Source organism: uncultured Methanobrevibacter sp., from assembly GCF_937906425.1.
Classification (GTDB): domain Archaea; phylum Methanobacteriota; class Methanobacteria; order Methanobacteriales; family Methanobacteriaceae; genus Methanobrevibacter.
Genome location: NZ_CALCYR010000080.1, coordinates 1 through 18911, shown reverse-complemented (window position 1 = coordinate 18911; position 18911 = coordinate 1). Strand labels below are relative to the sequence as shown.

General features: G+C 30.2%; 15 protein-coding genes. 7 read left to right on the top strand and 8 right to left on the bottom strand.

Annotated elements, in window-relative coordinates:
- The first annotated feature begins 127 nt into the window (after nucleotides 1-127).
- Entirely contained in the window at nucleotides 128-4027 is a 3900-nt protein-coding gene (locus tag Q0138_RS02280) for a right-handed parallel beta-helix repeat-containing protein (protein WP_297980362.1), read from the top strand.
- Between the two features lie 404 nt (nucleotides 4028-4431).
- Here the strand turns inward: Q0138_RS02280 and Q0138_RS02275 are convergent, their stop codons facing one another.
- Nucleotides 4432-5349, bottom strand: coding sequence for a methanogenesis marker 7 protein (locus Q0138_RS02275; protein WP_297980359.1), 918 nt, complete (start codon nucleotides 5347-5349; stop codon nucleotides 4432-4434).
- Nucleotides 5350-5821: 472 nt separating this feature from the next.
- Here Q0138_RS02275 and Q0138_RS02270 point away from each other — a divergent pair, with 472 nt between their 5' ends.
- Both Q0138_RS02270 and Q0138_RS02265 read left to right on the top strand, forming a co-directional pair.
- A complete protein-coding gene (locus Q0138_RS02270) occupies nucleotides 5822-7426 on the top strand; it encodes a helicase HerA-like domain-containing protein (RefSeq protein ID WP_297980356.1) in 1605 nt (534 codons plus the stop codon).
- 417 nt (nucleotides 7427-7843) lie between these two features.
- Nucleotides 7844-8167 carry a hypothetical protein gene (locus Q0138_RS02265; RefSeq protein ID WP_297980353.1) on the top strand — a complete coding sequence of 108 codons (324 nt, stop codon included), beginning with the start codon at nucleotides 7844-7846 and terminating at the stop codon, nucleotides 8165-8167.
- 159 nt (nucleotides 8168-8326) lie between these two features.
- On the opposite strand, the gene Q0138_RS02260 is transcribed toward Q0138_RS02265, so the two are convergent.
- Nucleotides 8327-9130, bottom strand: coding sequence for an alpha/beta fold hydrolase (locus tag Q0138_RS02260; RefSeq protein WP_297980350.1), 804 nt, complete (start codon nucleotides 9128-9130; stop codon nucleotides 8327-8329).
- A 288-nt stretch (nucleotides 9131-9418) separates the two neighbouring features.
- On the bottom strand, nucleotides 9419-10069 hold the full coding sequence (locus tag Q0138_RS02255; protein ID WP_297980347.1) for a DUF6198 family protein: 651 nt from the start codon (nucleotides 10067-10069) through the stop codon (nucleotides 9419-9421).
- Nucleotides 10070-10319: 250 nt separating this feature from the next.
- On the opposite strand from Q0138_RS02255, the gene Q0138_RS02250 reads away from it, so the two are divergent.
- Together Q0138_RS02250 and Q0138_RS02245 are read left to right on the top strand one after the other, a co-directional pair.
- The gene (locus Q0138_RS02250) at nucleotides 10320-11225 is read left to right on the top strand and encodes a hypothetical protein (protein ID WP_297980344.1); all 906 of its coding nucleotides are present in this window, start codon (nucleotides 10320-10322) and stop codon (nucleotides 11223-11225) included.
- Nucleotides 11222-11779 (top strand): Ig-like domain-containing protein, encoded by a 558-nt coding sequence (locus Q0138_RS02245; protein WP_297980341.1) that lies wholly within the window; start codon nucleotides 11222-11224, stop codon nucleotides 11777-11779. The genes Q0138_RS02250 and Q0138_RS02245 overlap by 4 nt, the downstream gene beginning before the upstream one ends.
- A gap of 299 nt (nucleotides 11780-12078) precedes the next feature.
- Here Q0138_RS02245 and Q0138_RS02240 read toward each other — a convergent pair whose 3' ends face one another.
- The 3 genes from Q0138_RS02240 to Q0138_RS02230 form a co-directional block, all read right to left on the bottom strand.
- Nucleotides 12079-13173 (bottom strand): radical SAM protein, encoded by a 1095-nt coding sequence (locus Q0138_RS02240; protein WP_297980338.1) that lies wholly within the window; start codon nucleotides 13171-13173, stop codon nucleotides 12079-12081.
- A gap of 260 nt (nucleotides 13174-13433) precedes the next feature.
- A complete protein-coding gene (locus Q0138_RS02235) occupies nucleotides 13434-13973 on the bottom strand; it encodes a glutathione peroxidase (protein ID WP_297980333.1) in 540 nt (179 codons plus the stop codon).
- 214 nt (nucleotides 13974-14187) lie between these two features.
- Nucleotides 14188-14646, bottom strand: a complete 459-nt coding sequence (locus Q0138_RS02230; RefSeq protein WP_297980329.1) for a flavodoxin — start codon at nucleotides 14644-14646, stop codon at nucleotides 14188-14190.
- 367 nt (nucleotides 14647-15013) lie between these two features.
- On the opposite strand from Q0138_RS02230, the gene Q0138_RS02225 reads away from it, so the two are divergent.
- Nucleotides 15014-15364: a Spx/MgsR family RNA polymerase-binding regulatory protein gene (locus Q0138_RS02225; protein WP_297980327.1), complete on the top strand. Its 351-nt coding sequence runs from the start codon at nucleotides 15014-15016 to the stop codon at nucleotides 15362-15364.
- A 123-nt stretch (nucleotides 15365-15487) separates the two neighbouring features.
- Nucleotides 15488-16270 carry a YqiA/YcfP family alpha/beta fold hydrolase gene (locus Q0138_RS02220; protein WP_297980324.1) on the top strand — a complete coding sequence of 261 codons (783 nt, stop codon included), beginning with the start codon at nucleotides 15488-15490 and terminating at the stop codon, nucleotides 16268-16270.
- Nucleotides 16271-16425: 155 nt separating this feature from the next.
- Here Q0138_RS02220 and Q0138_RS02215 read toward each other — a convergent pair whose 3' ends face one another.
- Nucleotides 16426-17598: a MalY/PatB family protein gene (locus tag Q0138_RS02215; RefSeq protein ID WP_297980321.1), complete on the bottom strand. Its 1173-nt coding sequence runs from the start codon at nucleotides 17596-17598 to the stop codon at nucleotides 16426-16428.
- A gap of 79 nt (nucleotides 17599-17677) precedes the next feature.
- Nucleotides 17678-18196, bottom strand: a complete 519-nt coding sequence (locus Q0138_RS02210) for a nitroreductase family protein (protein WP_297980318.1) — start codon at nucleotides 18194-18196, stop codon at nucleotides 17678-17680.
- Between the last annotated feature and the right edge of the window lie 715 nt (nucleotides 18197-18911).

The following is an 18911-nucleotide window of genomic DNA, read 5'->3' as shown; positions in this document are numbered from 1 at the left end:
AAATTCAAAATGATTTTTAATAGATTTTTATTCATATTCAAAAATAATTTATTGACTTATCATTTTATGATTCATAAAATAATTAATTATTCTCTACTAATGGCTTAAATTCGAATGGAGGTGTATTATGAAAGCTAAATTTAGTTTAATATTAGGATTATTATTAATTATGATATTGGCTATAGGTGTAGTAAGTGCAGAACAAACAGACTTTACGGACATAGATACTGCTGCATCTGATGATTCAATTGATTTAGAGTTATCTAGTTCTGATTCTATTGATTTGGATTTATCTGGTTCTGATTCTATTGATTCTGTTTCAGAATCTGCGGATGATTCAGATTTGACTACTAATTTTATAGATGTTTCTGATTCAATTGATTCTTCAACTAAAACAGGTCTTGCTGCTTCAAATCAGGCTGCAAGTTATAAAATAACTGAAAAAGACTATTCCACCTATTTCAATTCCACAGGAAATGTAATTTCTTCCAAACTTAAATCCAAGGATACTGTGGACTTCAGTGGAAAGTTCAACAAAAAGACATTTATTATAAACATTCCTTTAACAATTACAAGCAGTGACAATACTGCAAACTTTATTGACTGTAATTTCAAGTTTATAGCTGGGGCTCAAGGCACAGTTGTTTCCAACTTAAAATTAAACACCACCCTTGAGGATACTCCTATCTTCAATGCTTACAATGTAAGTAATTTGACTTTTAAAAACAATGATCTGTTCTCTTCAGGAGCTCATTCATACCCTATTCTCCTGAATACTGTAAACAACTCTTACATTTATTCAAATACAGTTCAATCCACTTTTTTTAAGTCTGGATATGGACAGCCTTCAGCTATTGTCTTAAGCGGTTCATTCTACAACAACATATCAAGCAATAATGTTGTAGTAAATGATTCAAATGGAATTTACCTTACAGGATATCTCTCCGGTGGAGAAATGGGCTCTGGAGGTGGAGTAAACTCCTACAATTACATTTACAACAATACTGTTCACAGTTTAAGAGGATTAGAATGGGCTACAGACAGCAATGGTACAGTTCCATTACCTTCATCCTTTGTTTATGGAATTCAAATAATGGGTACCGCTAATCAGGCTGTAAACAATACAATTTACAATGCATACAGAGGAATTGGAACCAATCAGGCTAATAACACCATTATTGGAAATGAAATCTATGGTGTTCATGGAACATGGTATAGTGGAGGAAGCTCTGACGATGGTGGAGATTATGCAATCTATGTAACCTCAAACAGTATTGTAAAGGACAATTATATTCACGATTCCAAATTGGGAGAAAATGGGGCTGCAATTCATGTCGGTGCCAATTCAATTGTCGAAAACAATCTATTGGAAAATATTGAAGGCGTAGGATTGAATGTTGATGGAAATGACACTATAGTTAAAAACAACAATTTTGAAACCAGTTCCAGTGCAGTCTATGTTAGCAAGAACTATTCAAACATTACCATTCAGGAAAATACCTTAAACAGCGGAAACCAATCTGCAATCAGTTTGGTAAAGCAATCCAGAAAATTGGCTCCTCATAACATTACAATCAGCGATAATATAATTTACAGTACAAATGAGAATCCTATTTCCTATGAATCTGAATATTCTACAGACATTGTACTGATTAACAATACAATAAGTTCAGAGATTCCAGAGGGCAACTCAAGTGAAAACCAAAGCGATAATGAATCAAGCATCCACTACATTAATGAGGGTAATTTTGCTAATTACTTTGATGCTAACGGTTATTTAAACAGTATAGTTAAGGAAAATGATGTATTAATATTCAATGGCACATTTACAAGTAAAGGAAAGGTTTACATTAACAACAAGGTTCAAATCAAAGGTTTGAATGCAGTATTCAATGACACTACATTCATTGTATTGGATGATGACGTTTCAATTGAGGACTTGAAGATTGTAAATCCTAACCTTAACAATCTTGACCGCATGTGGGGAATTCAGGTTAACGGTGTCAGAAACACCACAATCAGAAATTGTGATATTTCAATTTATGACCAATATTCAGCTTATGCAATCTATCTCTTGGAGGCTACCTCTTCCAATATTGTAAACAATACTCTTAAGGCTGAAGGAAATTACCTTACTGCTGCAATCATGGCATATAAGGTAAGCAATGTAATTATAGAAAACAACAGTTTAACTACAATCGGCACAGGCGAAAATTACACCTGCGATAATTATGGTTGTCTTGTCGGCTGTCTCGATGGCTGTCTTGATGGTTGTCTGGATGGCTGTTTGGACGGATGCCTGGATGGTTGTCTTGACGGTTGTTTGGATGGATGCATCGACGGTTGCCTTGATGGAACTGCCTCAAACACTACTGGTTATGAGGGAGTTCAAAACGGAACCCATATTGTTTCAAAAATCTTCAAGACCTATGGAATTGTATTTATTTATTCATCTGACAATGCATTTATTCAAAATGAAGTTAATGTAAGTTCCAATCTTGGAGATGACTTTGTAGCTACAAACGAATCCTGTAACGCTATTGCAGGTGTATTTGTTCACTTAGGCGGAGATAATAATCTCATTTCAAACAATATAATCACACTTGACTCCAATGATCCATTGATGTATGGTGCAGGTGTTATTGGTGCAATAGAATTCAATTCAAGTGAAAACTCCTTAAATAACAATTTCCTTAACAATGAAATTACAATAAATGCAGCATATTCCGCTATAGGTATTGAGGTAGGGGCTAATGCTAATCAATCCACATTAAGCGGAAACAGTATATTGATTAAAAACAAGACTGGAGTTTCAAATTATACCTATGGAATTGCATATTACAATAATTCCAACACCTCCCTTTCAAATAACAACATAAGTGCCAACATTCCTATAGTTGTTCTTAATAAGGCTAAGGTCAATAAGACTTCAAAAGACCTTCAGGAAATCATCGACAATGCTAAATCCGGTGATACTGTCCTTTTAGGTGATGATGTATATCAAGGAGTCTCCAATATCAATATAAGCAAGGACATTAAATTGATTGGACCTTCTACAATCATCAGTGCAGGAGATGGAAATCCTTTATTCAATCTTGGCAAGAATGTAAATTCCTTGGAAATTTCAGGAATTGACTTTGCATTAAGCAATAGGGATGTGCTTGTCTTGGCAAATGCTTTAAATTCAACTAATCCATATTCCATCGACGTTGCTAATATAGTCATTTCAAACAACAGCTTTGATCTGGCAGGTGATGATGTCGTTGCTGAATCAATCACTATCCTTGAATTGGACAGTGAAAGGGGAATTCTCTCTCCTTCAAATGATATTCAGATTATTGGAAATACAATTGCAAGCGGAATGACTCCATTTGAATTTGTTGTAAGCTCTGTAATAAACGGATCAAATGCAAATATTCCATCAGGCGGAAACATTCCTGAAATGACTGCTACAGAGATAGTTTGTCAAAACATGACAACCAATGCAATCAATACCAATATTGATGGAAGAAATGGAAAATACTTTGAATTCCAATTAGTTGACGCTTCAGGCAAGGCTTTGGCAAATAAGGAAATCCTTGTAGGATTCAATGGTCATGTCTACAATTACACAACTGATGATAAGGGCAGTGCAAAAACACAAATAAACCTTGGTATTAAGGGAGGATACACCTTTGCTGTAAGTTTCTTAGGTGATGATGAGTATAATGCAAGCTTTGCAGTTGCTAAGATTACTGTAAATCCAGAACCTCCTAAATTTACTACTGCAAAGAAGACTTATAAGGCAAGTGCAAAGACCAAAACCTTGACTGCTACATTCAAGACCAGTTTAGGAAATCCTGTAAGCGGTAAGAAGATAACTTTCACTGTAAATAAAAAGTCTTACACTGCAACTACTAATTCCAAGGGAATTGCTACTGTTAAGATAAGCTTAAATAAGAAAGGAACTTATAATTTCACTGCTAAGTTTGCAGGAGACGACAGATACGCAACTGCAACAGCAAAAGCCAGTTTGAAATTAAGTTAAGTTAATTGAATATTTCTGAGTCGGATATTTAATTAGGGTTGTATTGGTTTTAATTTTAATTTTTAATTAATTTTTTAATTTTTAATTAATTTTTTAATTTTTAATTAATTTTTTAATTTTAATTTTAATTTTAATTTGGCTTTGTAGAAACCCTCCGTTTTTATGAAATTTAGATTGATCGGTAAATGTTGCAAATCAATCCTTTGAGTTTGGTTTCTTTAATGGACATGATTAAACTCCTGTTGTGATTTGTTCAGTCAAATTTACGTTTAATCACGCCAGATACTTATTCGCTGTTGTTTCAATTTTTTGCATCGAATTGTAATTTCAAGTGTAAAATGGGGGTTTCTACAAGACCAAAAAAATATTAAAATATTCAGAATTGAAAAATAAAGAAAATAAGATTATAACTCAACCAATGAACTTTCAGTTAAAAGTTCTACACGGATATAATCATAGAAACGTGATTTACTAATCTCAGCAATGTCCTTTAGTTTTTTATCACCGATAATGACATTTTCAATATCTTCATGATACTTGTCATAATCCAATTTTACTCTTAATCCTGCCAATTGACTTGTAACAGGAGTTGGGTGAAATACTTCCTTAATTGCAGGAACCTGATTTTCAATCTCGGTTTTAACCATAATTGAAGGTGCAATCGGAGGATCTTGTGCTATTTCCTTTTTACGTTTTTCCAAAAGGTCTTCAACAGTCTGAACCAAATGTTTTAAAGCCCTTATGTTTTCCCCTCTTTTTAATCTGCGAGGGATTCTGCCAAGGCCTGGAACATAAGCGTCAACACCAGGCAAGTCCTCTAAATCAATTTCAGGTGCGCCTGTTACAATTACAGGTATATCAATATCATCATAAAGATAATGTTTTTCAATAATACATTGTTTAAAACTTCCAAGAGCAAAAATAGCTATGTCATGCTCTTCAATTAAGGCTTTTTCCTCTTCACTGATTCCTGCAGTACCTTTACCGTGTCCACGTGCCAAACCAACCATATTATCCTTGGCACCATAACGTCTAAGATATTCGGAAATATCGCAAGCAGCGTGAGGAAGATGATGTCTTGCAAGAGTTGGAGAAACAATGGCTATTTCAGAACCTGCCATAGGAGCAATAGAGATTTCCCCTAAAAGTTCCTTAGCCTTAGCTTCAATAATTTCAACATCTCCCATAGGAACTGCCATGTTCAATACAAGTTCCATTTGTAAAATGTTTGATTGGAGTACAAATCCACCTAAATCCTCTATAAGTTCCTTCATCTCTTCACTTTTGTGAATACCGCCAGTGTATGTTAAAGTTTCATACATTTCATCACCTGAATAAAAATTTTAATAATCTAAACAATGCAAATGAGTTAATTTTCATTTTGAAAATTTTTATAATTTTAAAAATTTAATAAGTTTAAAAAGCTAAAATTAAAAATTTCAAAAATTTAATAATTTTTCTAATTTTAAAATTTAAATTTATAATAGTAAATTTAATTCTAAATTTGATATCAAATTAGATATCTTAATTAATATATATCATTTGTTCTATTATATAATTTATTATATTTTATTTCATTTCTTAATTTTCATAAAAAAACAAAACAAATCTTAATAATATTTTATTTCAATTCTTAATTTTCATTAAAATTTAAATTTTTTATTAATTTCAAATATAATTTTTAATAAAAAATGAAATTCATTTAAATATACTTTTTATATAATTAAAAATATAATACCATATAACTGATAAATTCTTAAATTTGTTTAAATTTAAAAAACCAAAGGTGTATTTATGTATGCTAATAACAATATTTTAGTTGGAGCTAATGAAGAAAAAGAAATATACTTATTGTCCAAACTTGCAAATCGTCATGGATTGATAGCTGGAGCAACAGGAACCGGTAAAACAATTACCCTAAAGATCTTGGCGGAATCATTCAGTGACATGGGCGTTCCAGTATTTTTGGCAGATATGAAAGGAGACGTTTCAGGAATTTCTAAATTAGGCGAACCAAGTTCTAAAACCACAGAACGTGTTGAAAAATACAATTTAGCTGAAAAAGGATTTAAATTCAAATCCTATCCTGTTGAATTATGGGATTTATATGGCGAAAAGGGTTTGCCTATAAGAGTTACAATTTCTGAAATGGGGCCCCAGTTACTTTCAAAAATATTAAACCTTACAGAAGCACAGGAAGGAGTATTGAACATTGTATTCCGTGTAGCTGACGAGGAATCATTGCTTTTAATTGATATTAAAGACTTAAAATCAATGATCAATCACGTAAGTGAGAATGCTGAACAGTATGAATCCAAATATGGTGCAATAGCTAAAAAATCAGCTACCACCTTACTTAGATCATTGCTCACCCTTGAAGAACAAGGTGGAAATATGTTCTTTGGAGAACCTGCTTTGGAATTAATCGATTTCATGAACTGTGATGATGAAGGCAAGGGAGTCATAAACATATTGGACTCAACAAAACTATCATTGGCCCCTGAATTATACTCAACATTCCTTTTATGGATGTTATCAAGCTTATATGAAAACTTACCTGAAGTAGGTGATATGGACAAGCCTAAGTTCGTATTCTTCTTTGATGAGGCTCACTTATTGTTTGATGACATGAATCCTGCATTCCAGAAAAAGGTTGAGCAAATCGTCAGATTGATTCGTTCAAAAGGAGTTGGATTATATTTCATTTCACAAAGCCCTTCAGACATACCTGATGACATTTTAGCACAACTAGGTAATAGAATCCAACATGCCTTACGCGCTTTTACACCTAAAGACCAAAAGGCAGTTAAGGTTGCTGCAGAAACCTTTAGACCAAACCCTGAATTTAAAACTGAGGAAGTCATTTCCAATTTAGGAATTGGTGAAGCATTGGTTTCTGTTCTTGATGAGAACGGTGTTCCTGGAATTGTGGAAAAAGTAGACATTTTACCTCCTCAAAGTTTTATTGGAGCTATTGAAGACTCATACCGCAGCGAAATCATAAATATCTCTTCCCTAAAGGATAAATACCTTAATGCTGTAGACAGGGAATCTGCGTATGAAATCCTATTGAACAAGATTGACAACAATCCAAACATTGAAACTGAAATTCCTCAAGAGGCTCCAATTAGAGAAGTTCCAAAACAAGTTCAAGAACCACAAAGTGCTCCACAGGCTAAAAAACAAGCCCCAAAACAAGCAAATACTCAACAAGGAGGAGGCTTTGGAATAGATGACGTTATTGGAATTGCTTTAGGTGGAATGGCCGGGCAAAGTACAGGCAAAAAGTCCAAATACAAAAACAGTGACTTGGAAAAGGTTGCTACAACCGTTGCAAACACAGCTGCAAGGGAAGTAACTAAAGGAATTATGAGAGGTCTATTTGGACAAATGAAATAAAATTAGAAATATTTTTTCAAATAGATAATTCAAATTTGTTTAAATGACTAATCAAATTCAAAAATAGTAAATTATACATTTAAATGACTAATCAAATTCAAAAATAAGCAAATTATACATTTAAATGACGAATCAAATTCAAAAATAAGCAAATTATACATTTAAATGACTAATCAAATTCTAAAATAGTAAATTATACAAATAGAGAAAAATATTAATTATTTTTTCTCTAAATTTTTTTTAACTTTTAAAATTGAATTTCTAAACATAAATTAAAATTCTTTTAAACATTTAAAATTGAATTTCAATTTTAAATTAAATCTAAAACTTTATTTTTTAAATTTATTTATTATTAATTATTACAGGGATAAAATGGTTGAATTAAATCAAGAAGAATTACTTAAAGAATTGGAAGAAATGGAAAATGAATTAAGACTTTATCCAATAGAGGAAGGCTTGGAAAACGACATTATTGATTATATCAATGGAAAAAAGTTAAGCAAGGAAGAAACTTACAATCTACATAACAGACTTGAAGACTTCTTTTATGGATCCCAGCTTAAATGTAGAAAAGCAACTTATTTCTTTACAGACGGCTTTGAATTCTATGTAACTGAAATTTATATTGACTTTAGAATATTAGAACATGTTAAAAAGTCATTTCCTAAATTCCATCAATTATCAGTAAGTTCTGAAATAGAAGCTGGCTTTTCAACATTATCAATAAAATTAACTTTATAATTAGAAAAATAATTATAAATCCATAAAATTACTTATTTTTTTAAAAAAAAATAAGTAAATCTCTTTTTTAAAAAAATAAGATAAAAAATAGGATAAAAAAATAAAACAATAGGAAAAATAGGAAAAAATAGAATAAAAAAATGAATAAAAATAATAGTTTTAGTCTTTTAAGAACTTTTTAATAATACCCATCAATTCTTCTGGCTTTTCCATAAGCACCATATGTCCAGCATCATTAATTAACTCAAATTGAGCCCCTTCAATACCATTAGCCACTTCACGACCTAATTCTGAAGGATTAATTCCATCATATTCCGCACCAATAACAAGGGTTTTACAGCTAACCTTATCATAATCCTTGGAATTATCAAAATTAGCAAGAGATGCATCCTCTATAGCCTTTTCCTCTTCTGAAAGTTGAAGAGACTCATCACCTTTCATCATCTCTTCCAAATCAATTGCACCGCTTTGAATCAATTCAAGAGTTTGTGGAGCTACACTGGCCTTTAAAATTACCCTCATCATTTCTTCAGCACTTACTTGAGTAATGTCAAGATTGGCTTCCTTTAAAAGTCTTGCAACAGATGAAGTTGCACCGCTTGGTTTGGTACACAATAAAATCAAGTGATCAATATCATCACATCCAAACTCAGCAGTTCTTAAAGCAACATATGAACCCATAGAATAACCTAAAACATTTGCCTTTTCCAAATCTAATGCCTTAATGATTTCGTGTGCATCTTTTGCATGATCATCAAGAGTATATTCCTTAGGACGTGTTGATTCACCATGACCCCTTGTATCAACTGTAATTACGCGATAATCATCTTTTAACATATCTCTTAAAGGATACATACCATCCTTACTTCCAGTTAATCCATGAAATAATAAAATTGCCTCATTGCCAGTTTCAGTATCATCTACACAGATTTGAATGCCATTAATATCTAAGAATTTTTTCATGATTTTAACTCCTGAAATTAATATTTAAAAGAACATATTAAATAAAATATATAATAATAGATTTTAATAGTATATGCTTTTTTCTAAAAAAAATTAAACAGAAGTCAAAATGAATAAAAAAAATAATAACAATCTATAAATTTTAAATTAAAAATTGAACAAAAAAATAATTTATAATAAAGAGAAAAAACTTAAAAATAGCAAAAAAGAGTAGAAGAATAAAAAAATAGTAAAAAATAGTAAAAAATAGTAAAAAATAGTGAAAAATAGTGAAAATACTAAAAAGAATTAAAATCCTTTTACAATAGGATTATAATCCTTAAAATATTCAAAAATCTTTATAATGCATTTCAATACTGTGCCTACCAAAACAGCTGAAATTACAGTGCCTATTCCAACACTGCCAAATGAATGAATCATAAACATGCATGTAATGAATGATATGACCACCATTGTAACGTCAAAAGCCACCTTTACCTTGGAAAATTCCACCTTTGTAACTGTGGAAATTGCAAGCATTGCACCTTCACCAGCCAAATTAATGAGTTTTGGAGGAACATATAGAAATATTCCAAATGCAATCAGCACAATACTTATTAACATATAAATCAATGAAATCATTAATGAATCGCTTGGAGGAATAAAATTCATCAATCCTACACTGAATGAAGTAAAATAACCGAAAATTATTCCAACAGGAATCTGCAGCAAGTCCCTTAAATCAAAATCCTTTCTTAAAAGCAATATCTGCAATCCAACCAGGAAACAGTGAAATATGATTGTAGCCAAGCCTATTTCAATTCCCCAAACAACTGTTAGGGTGTAGGGAATTGTACTTACTGGAGAAACTCCTAAATTTGAATTAATACTGAATGCTATCCCTACAGTCATTACGAATAGACCAATCAAATAAATCATCAATCTTTTATATATGTTCATAAGTTATAATAACTAGGATAATTTATTTAAAACTTTGCTATTTTTAAAAAATGGAAAGTAATAACTACAAAAAAATAAAATCCCCTGAAAAATAAATATTCTGAAAAATAAATATTCTGAAAAATAAATAATCTGAAAAATAAATATTCTGAAAAATAAATATTCTGAAAAACAATTATTCATATTCTATAAATATTTATATAACAATTGTTAATAAATATATAACGAAAAAACTAAATTGGTGAAGAAAATGAATAAAAAGATTATAATCACATTATTAATTCTAATTTCACTTTTCACAATAATAGGAAGTGTTTCCGCAGTGGATTCGGATGACATAAATGAATCAATCGATGAAATTGATAATGGGATAATTTCCGACAATGTGAATGATTCTAATCAACCTAATACAGACACAGGTTCTGAAAACTGTTGTGCTGATGAAAATGAAAGTGAAATCAAAAATACAGAAACAATCACAAATTCAACAGAAGACTGCTGTGATGAAGATGACAACATAACAAACACAGATGAAGACTGCTGCAGTGAAAATACAACAAGGCCAAAAACATGGTATGTATCACCAGATCCTGAAAATCCTAATCAAGTTCAAAAACCAACCGTACAACCTGTAATTGACCAAGCAAGTCCTGGAGACATAATTGTTCTTGAAGGAAACTTTGTACACTGCCATTTCATGATAAACAAAACATTAACAATCATTGCAAGCCCAGATACAAGTGTAGGAGTTTGTCCTCACCACACCCATGCAATGAAATATGGAACTGGCCCTGGCACTAACGGAATATTCTACATTTCCCCAGAAGCTGAAGGAACCATAATAAGTGGTTTTTCATTTACAAATGACTTTTATTACATTGCAACAAAATTATATAATCCATTTGGTGTTTATGTAGATGCAGCAAATGTTAAACTTGAAAATCTCACATTCACATGGATTGGAGCAAAAAGCAATGTTTCAGAATATGACCCTCAGGATTTCCTATTTGATCCAATCATCATAAACAATACTGAAAACATTACAATAAGCAATATTTTTTTATATAATATCAATAACTTCATTGAATCAATAAATAGTTCAAACATCAATGTAGAGAAGATTTCAATAGAAAAAGAAAAAATTAAAGAGCATTGAATTCCACCATCGAAGTTTCCAATCTAAATCTTAAAGTTGGAGACAGCGGAACCTTAAAGTTCAAGTTAACAGATTCCAATGGAGACCCTATAGCAAATAAGGGAGTAAACATAATCATAAATGGAGCAAACAATAAAATAAGTACCGACTCAAAGGGAACTGGAAGTCTTAAAGTTAAATACAGCACTGCTGGAAGCTATTATATTGTCCTATCATATTTAGGTGACGAGGATTATAAGGCAAGCATTAATAATGCAAAGATTACTGTAACAAAAAAAGCAAGTACAATAACTGCGCCTAAAGCTACAGCTAAAGTCAAAAAGACCAAAGCAATCAAGATTAGTCTAAAATCTTCCGGAAAAGCTATTTCAAGCAAAAAAATTACTTTAACAGTTAATAAAAAGACTTATCAAGCAAAAACCAATTCAAAAGGTATTGCAACAATTAAAGTAAAAATTAACAAAAAAGGAACTTACAAGTACACAGTGAAATTTGCAGGAGACAATAGCTATAAGGCAATCTCCAAAAGCGGAAAAGTAGTTGTTAAAAAATAATACTATTTTTCTTTTTTTAAGGAAAAAATAAGGGATTACTCCTTTTTAAAGATAAAAAATAATAAGTATTTTTTCTTTTTTTAGGGATTTATTTGTTTATATTTTTTGTTTTAATTTTTTACTAATTTTTTTAATTTTCTTAATTTTTTTTAATTTTCTTAATTTTTAATTTTATCTTAATTTTTTTTAATTTTCTTAATTTTTTTTAATTTTCTTAATTTTTTATATTTTTCTTAATTTTTTATATTTTTCTTAATTTTTTTTAATTTTCTTAATTTTTTATATTTGATTAGATAATCCTATTTTTCATTTAACAATTCTTTAACCTCTTTTTCGTGTTCAAACAATACACAAGCCCCCTCATGATGTTCCATCAGGAGATTATTTTCCCTTAAGGCTTTAAAGAATCTTGATTCCAATACTTCAAGAATTGAATTTTCCTTAACGTTAAGATTAGAATAAGGTGAAGCGGGACAAGGTTCTGCACCGCCATGTGAGTTTATGTGGAAAAATCCCCTGCCTGCTGCAAGGCAACCTCCACTTTCCCGTTCATCTCCCGGAAATGACATAAATAAGATATCAGGATATTTTTCACGTATTTCATCAATTTTTTCCAAGCTATAATCCCTTTGCTGGTCGGATAAGGTCAAGTCTCTTGCATTTTCATCAATTGGAACAAACTCTATAAAGAACAATACTTTAGAACCTAAATCAATCAATTTGCTAATAAATTCATCTGAAAAGGCATAATCCAAATTTTCACTTGTAAGTGTGATTGAAGATCCGAATATTAGATTATTGTCCCTCATGTAATTCATTGACTCAATCAATTGGCTGTAAATTCCAATCCCCCTTCTTGAATCTGTCCTTTCCGCGTCTCCTTCAATGGATAAAATTGGAATGATGTTTCTGTTTTTGTCAATCAAGTCAAAATAATAATTGCTGAGCAAGGTTCCGTTGGTAAATACTGGAAACAAAATTTCTGGGAATTTGCAAGCTTTTAGAATTACATCCTCTCTCATTAAGGGTTCTCCACCTGCAAGAACTATGAAATTAATGCCTAAATCCTTTGATTGCTCGAATATATCCTCCCAATCATCTCCACTAAGCTGATTCTGTGGCTCATCATCACTGCAGATTTCATTTGCCCTTGAGTAGCAACCGGTACAGTGCAGATTACAGCTGCTTGTAATACTTGCTATTAAAAATGCAGGGATGTTTGTACCCTTTTTGGAATATGATTTTCTAATATTGGAAGCTTTTCTGCTGTTTTTGATAAATTTGCTTAAAAATAGTGTTTCTTTTGGATTTTTAAATGTGGCAGAAATTGCATTTTTAATGATGTTTTCAGCACCATTAGCCAAATATTCCTGAATATCAAAACCATTCTCCATATTATCCCCACTGATTTAAATTCTAATTATATTTTAAAATAAGTGATATATAAAGATTACAAAATCCATAATTAATTTTTAAAAAAGAATAAAATTCAAAATAAGCAATATTAAAGATTCAAAACCTTAATTAATTTTTTAAAAAAGAATAAAATTCAAAATAAGCAGTATTAAAGATTACAAAACCTTAATTATTTTTAAAAGAGCTTAAAAATAAAGAATAAAAAATATCATAAAAAAGAAAAAAATAAGGAAAAGAATTATAATAATTCTTTAACTCTTGCTTTTACATCGTCTAAACTTTCAGTTGGTTCAAATCTTTGTACAACATTACCTTCACGATCAACTAAAAATTTAGTAAAGTTCCATTTGATGTCATTATTGTCCTTATAATTCCTATCCATCATTTTAATAACCATTTTCAATTTCCTAGCTCCATCACCAGTAATGTCTTTAAATGGTTGTTCTTCTTTTAGATAAGTGTATAATGGCTCTTCATTTTCACCATTTACCTCAATTTTTTCAAATATAGGATAAGGGACCAAATATTTTGAACGGCAGGTTTCTGCAATTTCTTCACCAGTACCAGGAGCTTGTTTACCAAACTGATTGCATGGGAAGTCTAAAATAAGAAATCCATCATCTTTAAATTCATTGAAAATTTCAGTTAATTCATTATATTGAGGAGTAAAACCACATTTGGTAGCGGAATTAACAATCAATAAAACTTTGTCCTTGTATTCACTGAGAGAAACCATGTTTCCTTCGGTGTCTTTAACTTCAAAATCATAAATTGACATTATTTCACCTTAAAAGTTAAGTAGATTAAAAATTGTTAAATTTGATTGAACAATCAAAAATTTTAACATATAATTTACTTTTAATTGTTTCAAACAATATAAATATTTCTATTTAATTTTATTAACTTCATTAAAAAACTTGTTAATGAATTAAAAAAAGAAATTTTAAAAATAAATTAACAAGATTTTAAATTATAAAAATAAAAAATCAATATTATTCTAAAAATTGGTCCAAAGCACTTTCAAAGAGGTCTTTTTTAACTTCCTTGGTAGTTAATGACAATGTTTTTAAAGGTGCTTTTCCAACATACTCTTCCATTTGCTTAAAGGTTCCTTCAAATCCGCTGCCGCCTGCTGTTGCAAAGAATTTAACATTATTGAATTTGCCTTCATTTTGTTTAATGTAGGAAATCATAGGATTTGCAGCTTTACTTGCCCAAACAGGAACTCCTAAATAAACCAAATCATAATCTGCAGGGTCAAATTTTAAATCTTCCAAATCAACAATCTTTTCAGAGATAGCATCCTTTCCACCACGTGCAAAACCTATTTTACCTTGATAATTGACTTTAGAAACAATTTCTTCAATATCACAATTTAATTTGGATTGAATAGCTTCAGCAAGTTTCTTTGTTACATCTGTTCTTGAATAATATACAACCAATGTACTCATAATATCACTTTAATTAAACTTAATTAGTATTAAATTTTTAAACAAAGTATTTAAATTTTACTTAATTTAATAATTTTTACTAACTTTTACTAACTTTTACTAAGTTTCACTAAATTTCACTAAATTTCACTAAGTTAACTTAAATTTAAAAAATAATAATAAATACTTAATTAAAAAAACAATTAAACAAAATTAAAAATTGAGTTAAGAAAACAATTAAAAAAAACATTGGTTAAATCCAAATAAACAATTTAAAATATTTTGAAAAACAAAATAAATATTAAATTAATAAGAATGAATTTAAAAAATTAGTTGTTGAATTGCCAAAATTTAAAAAAACTAATTTTTAAAGTAAAGAGGTTTTAAAATGTTATTTGTACATTATCCTAAATGCACAACTTGTAAAAAAGCAAAAAAATGGTTAGACGAAAACGGATACGAATATGAGGAAAAGGACATTGTGGCAGACAATCCTAACTACGATGAACTTAAGGAATGGTATGAAAAAAGTGGACTTCCATTAAAAAGATTCTTCAACACAAGCGGAATGGTCTACAGATCCATGGGCTTAAAAGATAAATTGGCAGACATGAGCGAAGAAGAACAGTTAAAATTGCTGGCAAGTGATGGAATGTTAGTAAAAAGACCTATCATTGTAACTGATGATGGTGCTTTAACCGGTTTTAAGGAAGCCGCTTGGAAGGAACTTTTAGAATAAATATAATCTTATCCAATTTCTTAAAAAAAGACCAAAATTCAAAATAAAAAAATATTTAGATGTTAATATGACTTTTAATAAAAATAAAGGATTTTTAAATTAAAAAAATATTTAGATGTTAATATGACTTTTAATAAAAATAAAGGATTTTTAAGAAAAGAAATTTTCATAAATCGGGATAAAAAAAGAATTTGGGGAGAATTATACCTTCCAGAGGAATATGACCTTAAAGAGGAAATTCCCCTTGTAATCTATTCCCATGTACTTGGATCAAACCATAGCACAGGAGAAAAATACATCAAATATTTCTTGGATAAAAATATGGGAATATTCTTATTTGACTTCATGGGTGGTGGAAGATATTCAAAAAGTGATGGAAAAACAACAGAAATGTCTGTTTTAACAGAAGTTGATGATTTAAACTCTGTTGTAAATTATTTTAAACAAACTAAGGAAATCAATCTATCAAAAATTATCTTAATAGGTGAAAGTCAGGGCGGATTGGTTACAGCACTCCTTTCAGTTAAAGTCCAAAATGATATTGAAGGAGTAATACTTAATTATCCTGCATTCAATATTAGAGATGATGTCCACCATACCTTTAAATCCAAAGACAATGTTCCTGATGAATTTTTCTACCACAATTGGATTTTTATAGGTCCCAAATATGTTAGTGACATATGGGATGTTGATTCTTATGAAATAATTAAACAATATGATAAGAAAGTTCTCATAAATCATGGAGACCGAGATTATTTGGTCCCATTGGAATACTCCATTAAAGCAAATGAGACTTATAAAAATTCCAAATTAAATATAATTAAGGGAGGAGGCCATGGATTTAGTGGAAAACAGTTAAAAGAAGCACTCCAACACATAGATGAATATTTAGAAGAAATTTTATAATTTCTTTTAATACTTTTTTTCATTAAAATAATTCTGTTTTTAACTAATAAGCTATTTTTAAACAAAAAAAAGAATAAATAAATAAATAAATTAATAAATAAAATAAGCTATTTTTAAAACTAAAAAAAGAAGAAAAGGAATCAACTAAGCAAAAGCTATTTTTCTAAAAATAATCTTATTCCTTCTTTTAAGGCATTTAATCCTTCTTCCAAGATTTCCCTTGGACATGCAATATTAAGTCTTAAAAAATTGTCGCCTCCACTTCCAAACTGACAGCCTGGAGATAAAAACAATCCTACTTTTTCTCTTAAAAAGGTTGAAACAGTGTTTGAATCACTGTTTAAAGCTTCACAATCCAACCAAAGAAGATAAGTTGCATTTGCAGGAACCAATTTTATTTCAGGAATATTTTCACTTAAAAATGAATTGACCAATTTTTTATTTTCAAAAAGATATTCCCTCAATTCATTTAACCAATCCTCGCTTTCATATGCTGCAATTGCACAGTCAATAGCAAAAATATTTGATTGTGAGAAGAAATCACTTGTTAACTGTTGTGAAAGCAATTCATAGAATTCCTCATTTTCTGTAAAAACAACTGCATTTTGAAGTCCTGCAATATTAAAGGTTTTGCTTGGAGAAAGTGTGGTAAAAACATTTTTATAATCACTTACACTTGCCAAAGGAATATAAGTTTCCCCAGGATCTGTCAAATCGCAGTGAATCTCATCAGAAACCAATATAACATCATGCTTTTCACATAAATCAGCGATTTTAATTAAATCCTCCCTTTTCCAAATCTTCCCAACAGGATTGTGAGGATTGCACAACAACATCATTTTAGTATCATCATCAGAGAGTTTTTTCTCCAAATCCTCAAAATCAATAGTATAAGCTAAATCAACATCATCAGTAGAATTATTATAGATCAGTTGATTTTCAACTACCTCACGATTATTGTTTTCAATAACATGATAAAATACATGATAAACGGGACTTTGAAGCAAAATCTTATCTCCAATTGAAGTGAATGCACGAATAATACTTGTAATGGCAGGCATGACACTTATGGAAAACAATAAGTTCTCCCTTTTCATTTCAAGCCCATACTTTTTCCACCAATTAATATAACTGTCAAAATACTCATCAGGAACAATGGAATAGCCGTAAACATCCTGTTGAGCCCTTTTGTTAACTTCTTCATAAATCTTTGGAGCCGCCTTAAAGTCCATATCTGCAACCCACATAGGAATCTCATCATTAAACAGATCCCATTTAAGGCTGTTTGTGTTTTTTCTATTTACGATAGAATCAAAATCATGTTTCATTTATTTCACCAAAATAATTAGAATAAAAACTTAAGAGATAAATAATAAAGTTAAATAAGCATTTAAAGATAATTAAAGACTAATAAGTCTCATAATGAATTCTGGATTCATCAAATTTGTCTAAAAACTTATTTTCATAACCGTCAGCAGGATATCCGAGACTGATAATACAAAATGGTTTTAAATTCTCATTGTCATCTATACCAATGATTTCAGCTATTTTAGCCATTCTTTCCTCTTCAGGAGCAACACCATTCCATAATCCGCCTAAACCTAAATAACATGCTTCAAGAAGCATATTTTCAGCTGCTGCACTCATATCCTGTTGCCAAACTCCTTTATAAAATGCCCTTTCAATATTTGCAATAAGAACAATAGCTACAGGAGCTGTGGAAAGTCTTGGTTTAATCTCAGCAAGCTTATCCAAGGTTTCCCTATTTTTAATTACCAAAAATTCCCAAGGTTCAGCACCAAGCCTGCTTCCGGGAGCCTGCATTCCAGCCCTTAAGATCTTTTCAATCTTTTCATCTTCAACCATTTGAGAAGTGTATACCCTTATGCTACGCCTTGTATTTATGATTTCTTCAAAATTATCCATAATATCACAAATGAATTTTTTAACTTGTTTAAGATTATTAATCTTATTATTTAAATAATTAATCTAAAATACTTAAAAATAAAAAAATAGTGAAAAAATAGTCAAAAACCCTCCGTTAAAAAGATTAAATATAAAAATTGTTTAAAATTATATATAAGATAAAATCTAAATAATTATTTAATTAAAAAAAAATTCGAGGTGAAAAGATGGAAAACAACAAGGTCATAGCAATAATTTCTATAATATTAGGTTTAATCTTCATATTTTTCCCAATGTTTAGTTCAGAATTAATTTCCATAATCATTGGTGTTTGTGTATTGCTATTCGGTGCAGGACTTCTCTTTACCGCTTTTTCAACCAGAGAGGTTTCCGATGCAATATCATTGGCAAGCGGTATTATTGGACTGATAATGATTATCATTGGAATATTATTCATATTCGCAATTAATGCAGTATCCTTCTTAATAGGACTTCAATTCTATATAGTCGGATTCATGTTAATCGTTTTAGGTATTGTTGGATTAATTGGAGTTTCAATTATGAGCAGAGCAACTTCATTTATTAACATAGTTCTAGGTGTCGTTGTTATATTCCTAGCGATTTACGCTTCAAACCAACCAATATTGCTTACAATGATTTTAGGTGTTCTTTTAATTGTAAATGGAATTAGTGCTTACTTAAAAGATCGGAAGAGCGTCGTGTAGGGAAAGAGTGT

Bases quoted from the DNA above. Each gene is read 5' to 3' on its own strand.
- Q0138_RS02280 (WP_297980362.1), top strand. From the start codon at position 128: ATGAAAGCTAAATTTAGTTTAATATTAGGATTATTATTAATTATGATA.
- Q0138_RS02275 (WP_297980359.1), bottom strand. From the start codon at position 5,349: ATGTATGAAACTTTAACATACACTGGCGGTATTCACAAAAGTGAAGAG.
- Q0138_RS02270 (WP_297980356.1), top strand. From the start codon at position 5,822: ATGTATGCTAATAACAATATTTTAGTTGGAGCTAATGAAGAAAAAGAA.
- Q0138_RS02265 (WP_297980353.1), top strand. From the start codon at position 7,844: ATGGAAAATGAATTAAGACTTTATCCAATAGAGGAAGGCTTGGAAAAC.
- Q0138_RS02260 (WP_297980350.1), bottom strand. From the start codon at position 9,130: ATGAAAAAATTCTTAGATATTAATGGCATTCAAATCTGTGTAGATGAT.
- Q0138_RS02255 (WP_297980347.1), bottom strand. From the start codon at position 10,069: ATGAACATATATAAAAGATTGATGATTTATTTGATTGGTCTATTCGTA.
- Q0138_RS02250 (WP_297980344.1), top strand. From the start codon at position 10,320: ATGAATAAAAAGATTATAATCACATTATTAATTCTAATTTCACTTTTC.
- Q0138_RS02240 (WP_297980338.1), bottom strand. From the start codon at position 13,173: ATGGAGAATGGTTTTGATATTCAGGAATATTTGGCTAATGGTGCTGAA.
- Q0138_RS02235 (WP_297980333.1), bottom strand. From the start codon at position 13,973: ATGTCAATTTATGATTTTGAAGTTAAAGACACCGAAGGAAACATGGTT.
- Q0138_RS02230 (WP_297980329.1), bottom strand. From the start codon at position 14,646: ATGAGTACATTGGTTGTATATTATTCAAGAACAGATGTAACAAAGAAA.
- Q0138_RS02225 (WP_297980327.1), top strand. From the start codon at position 15,014: ATGTTATTTGTACATTATCCTAAATGCACAACTTGTAAAAAAGCAAAA.
- Q0138_RS02220 (WP_297980324.1), top strand. From the start codon at position 15,488: ATGACTTTTAATAAAAATAAAGGATTTTTAAGAAAAGAAATTTTCATA.
- Q0138_RS02215 (WP_297980321.1), bottom strand. From the start codon at position 17,598: ATGAAACATGATTTTGATTCTATCGTAAATAGAAAAAACACAAACAGC.
- Q0138_RS02210 (WP_297980318.1), bottom strand. From the start codon at position 18,196: ATGGATAATTTTGAAGAAATCATAAATACAAGGCGTAGCATAAGGGTA.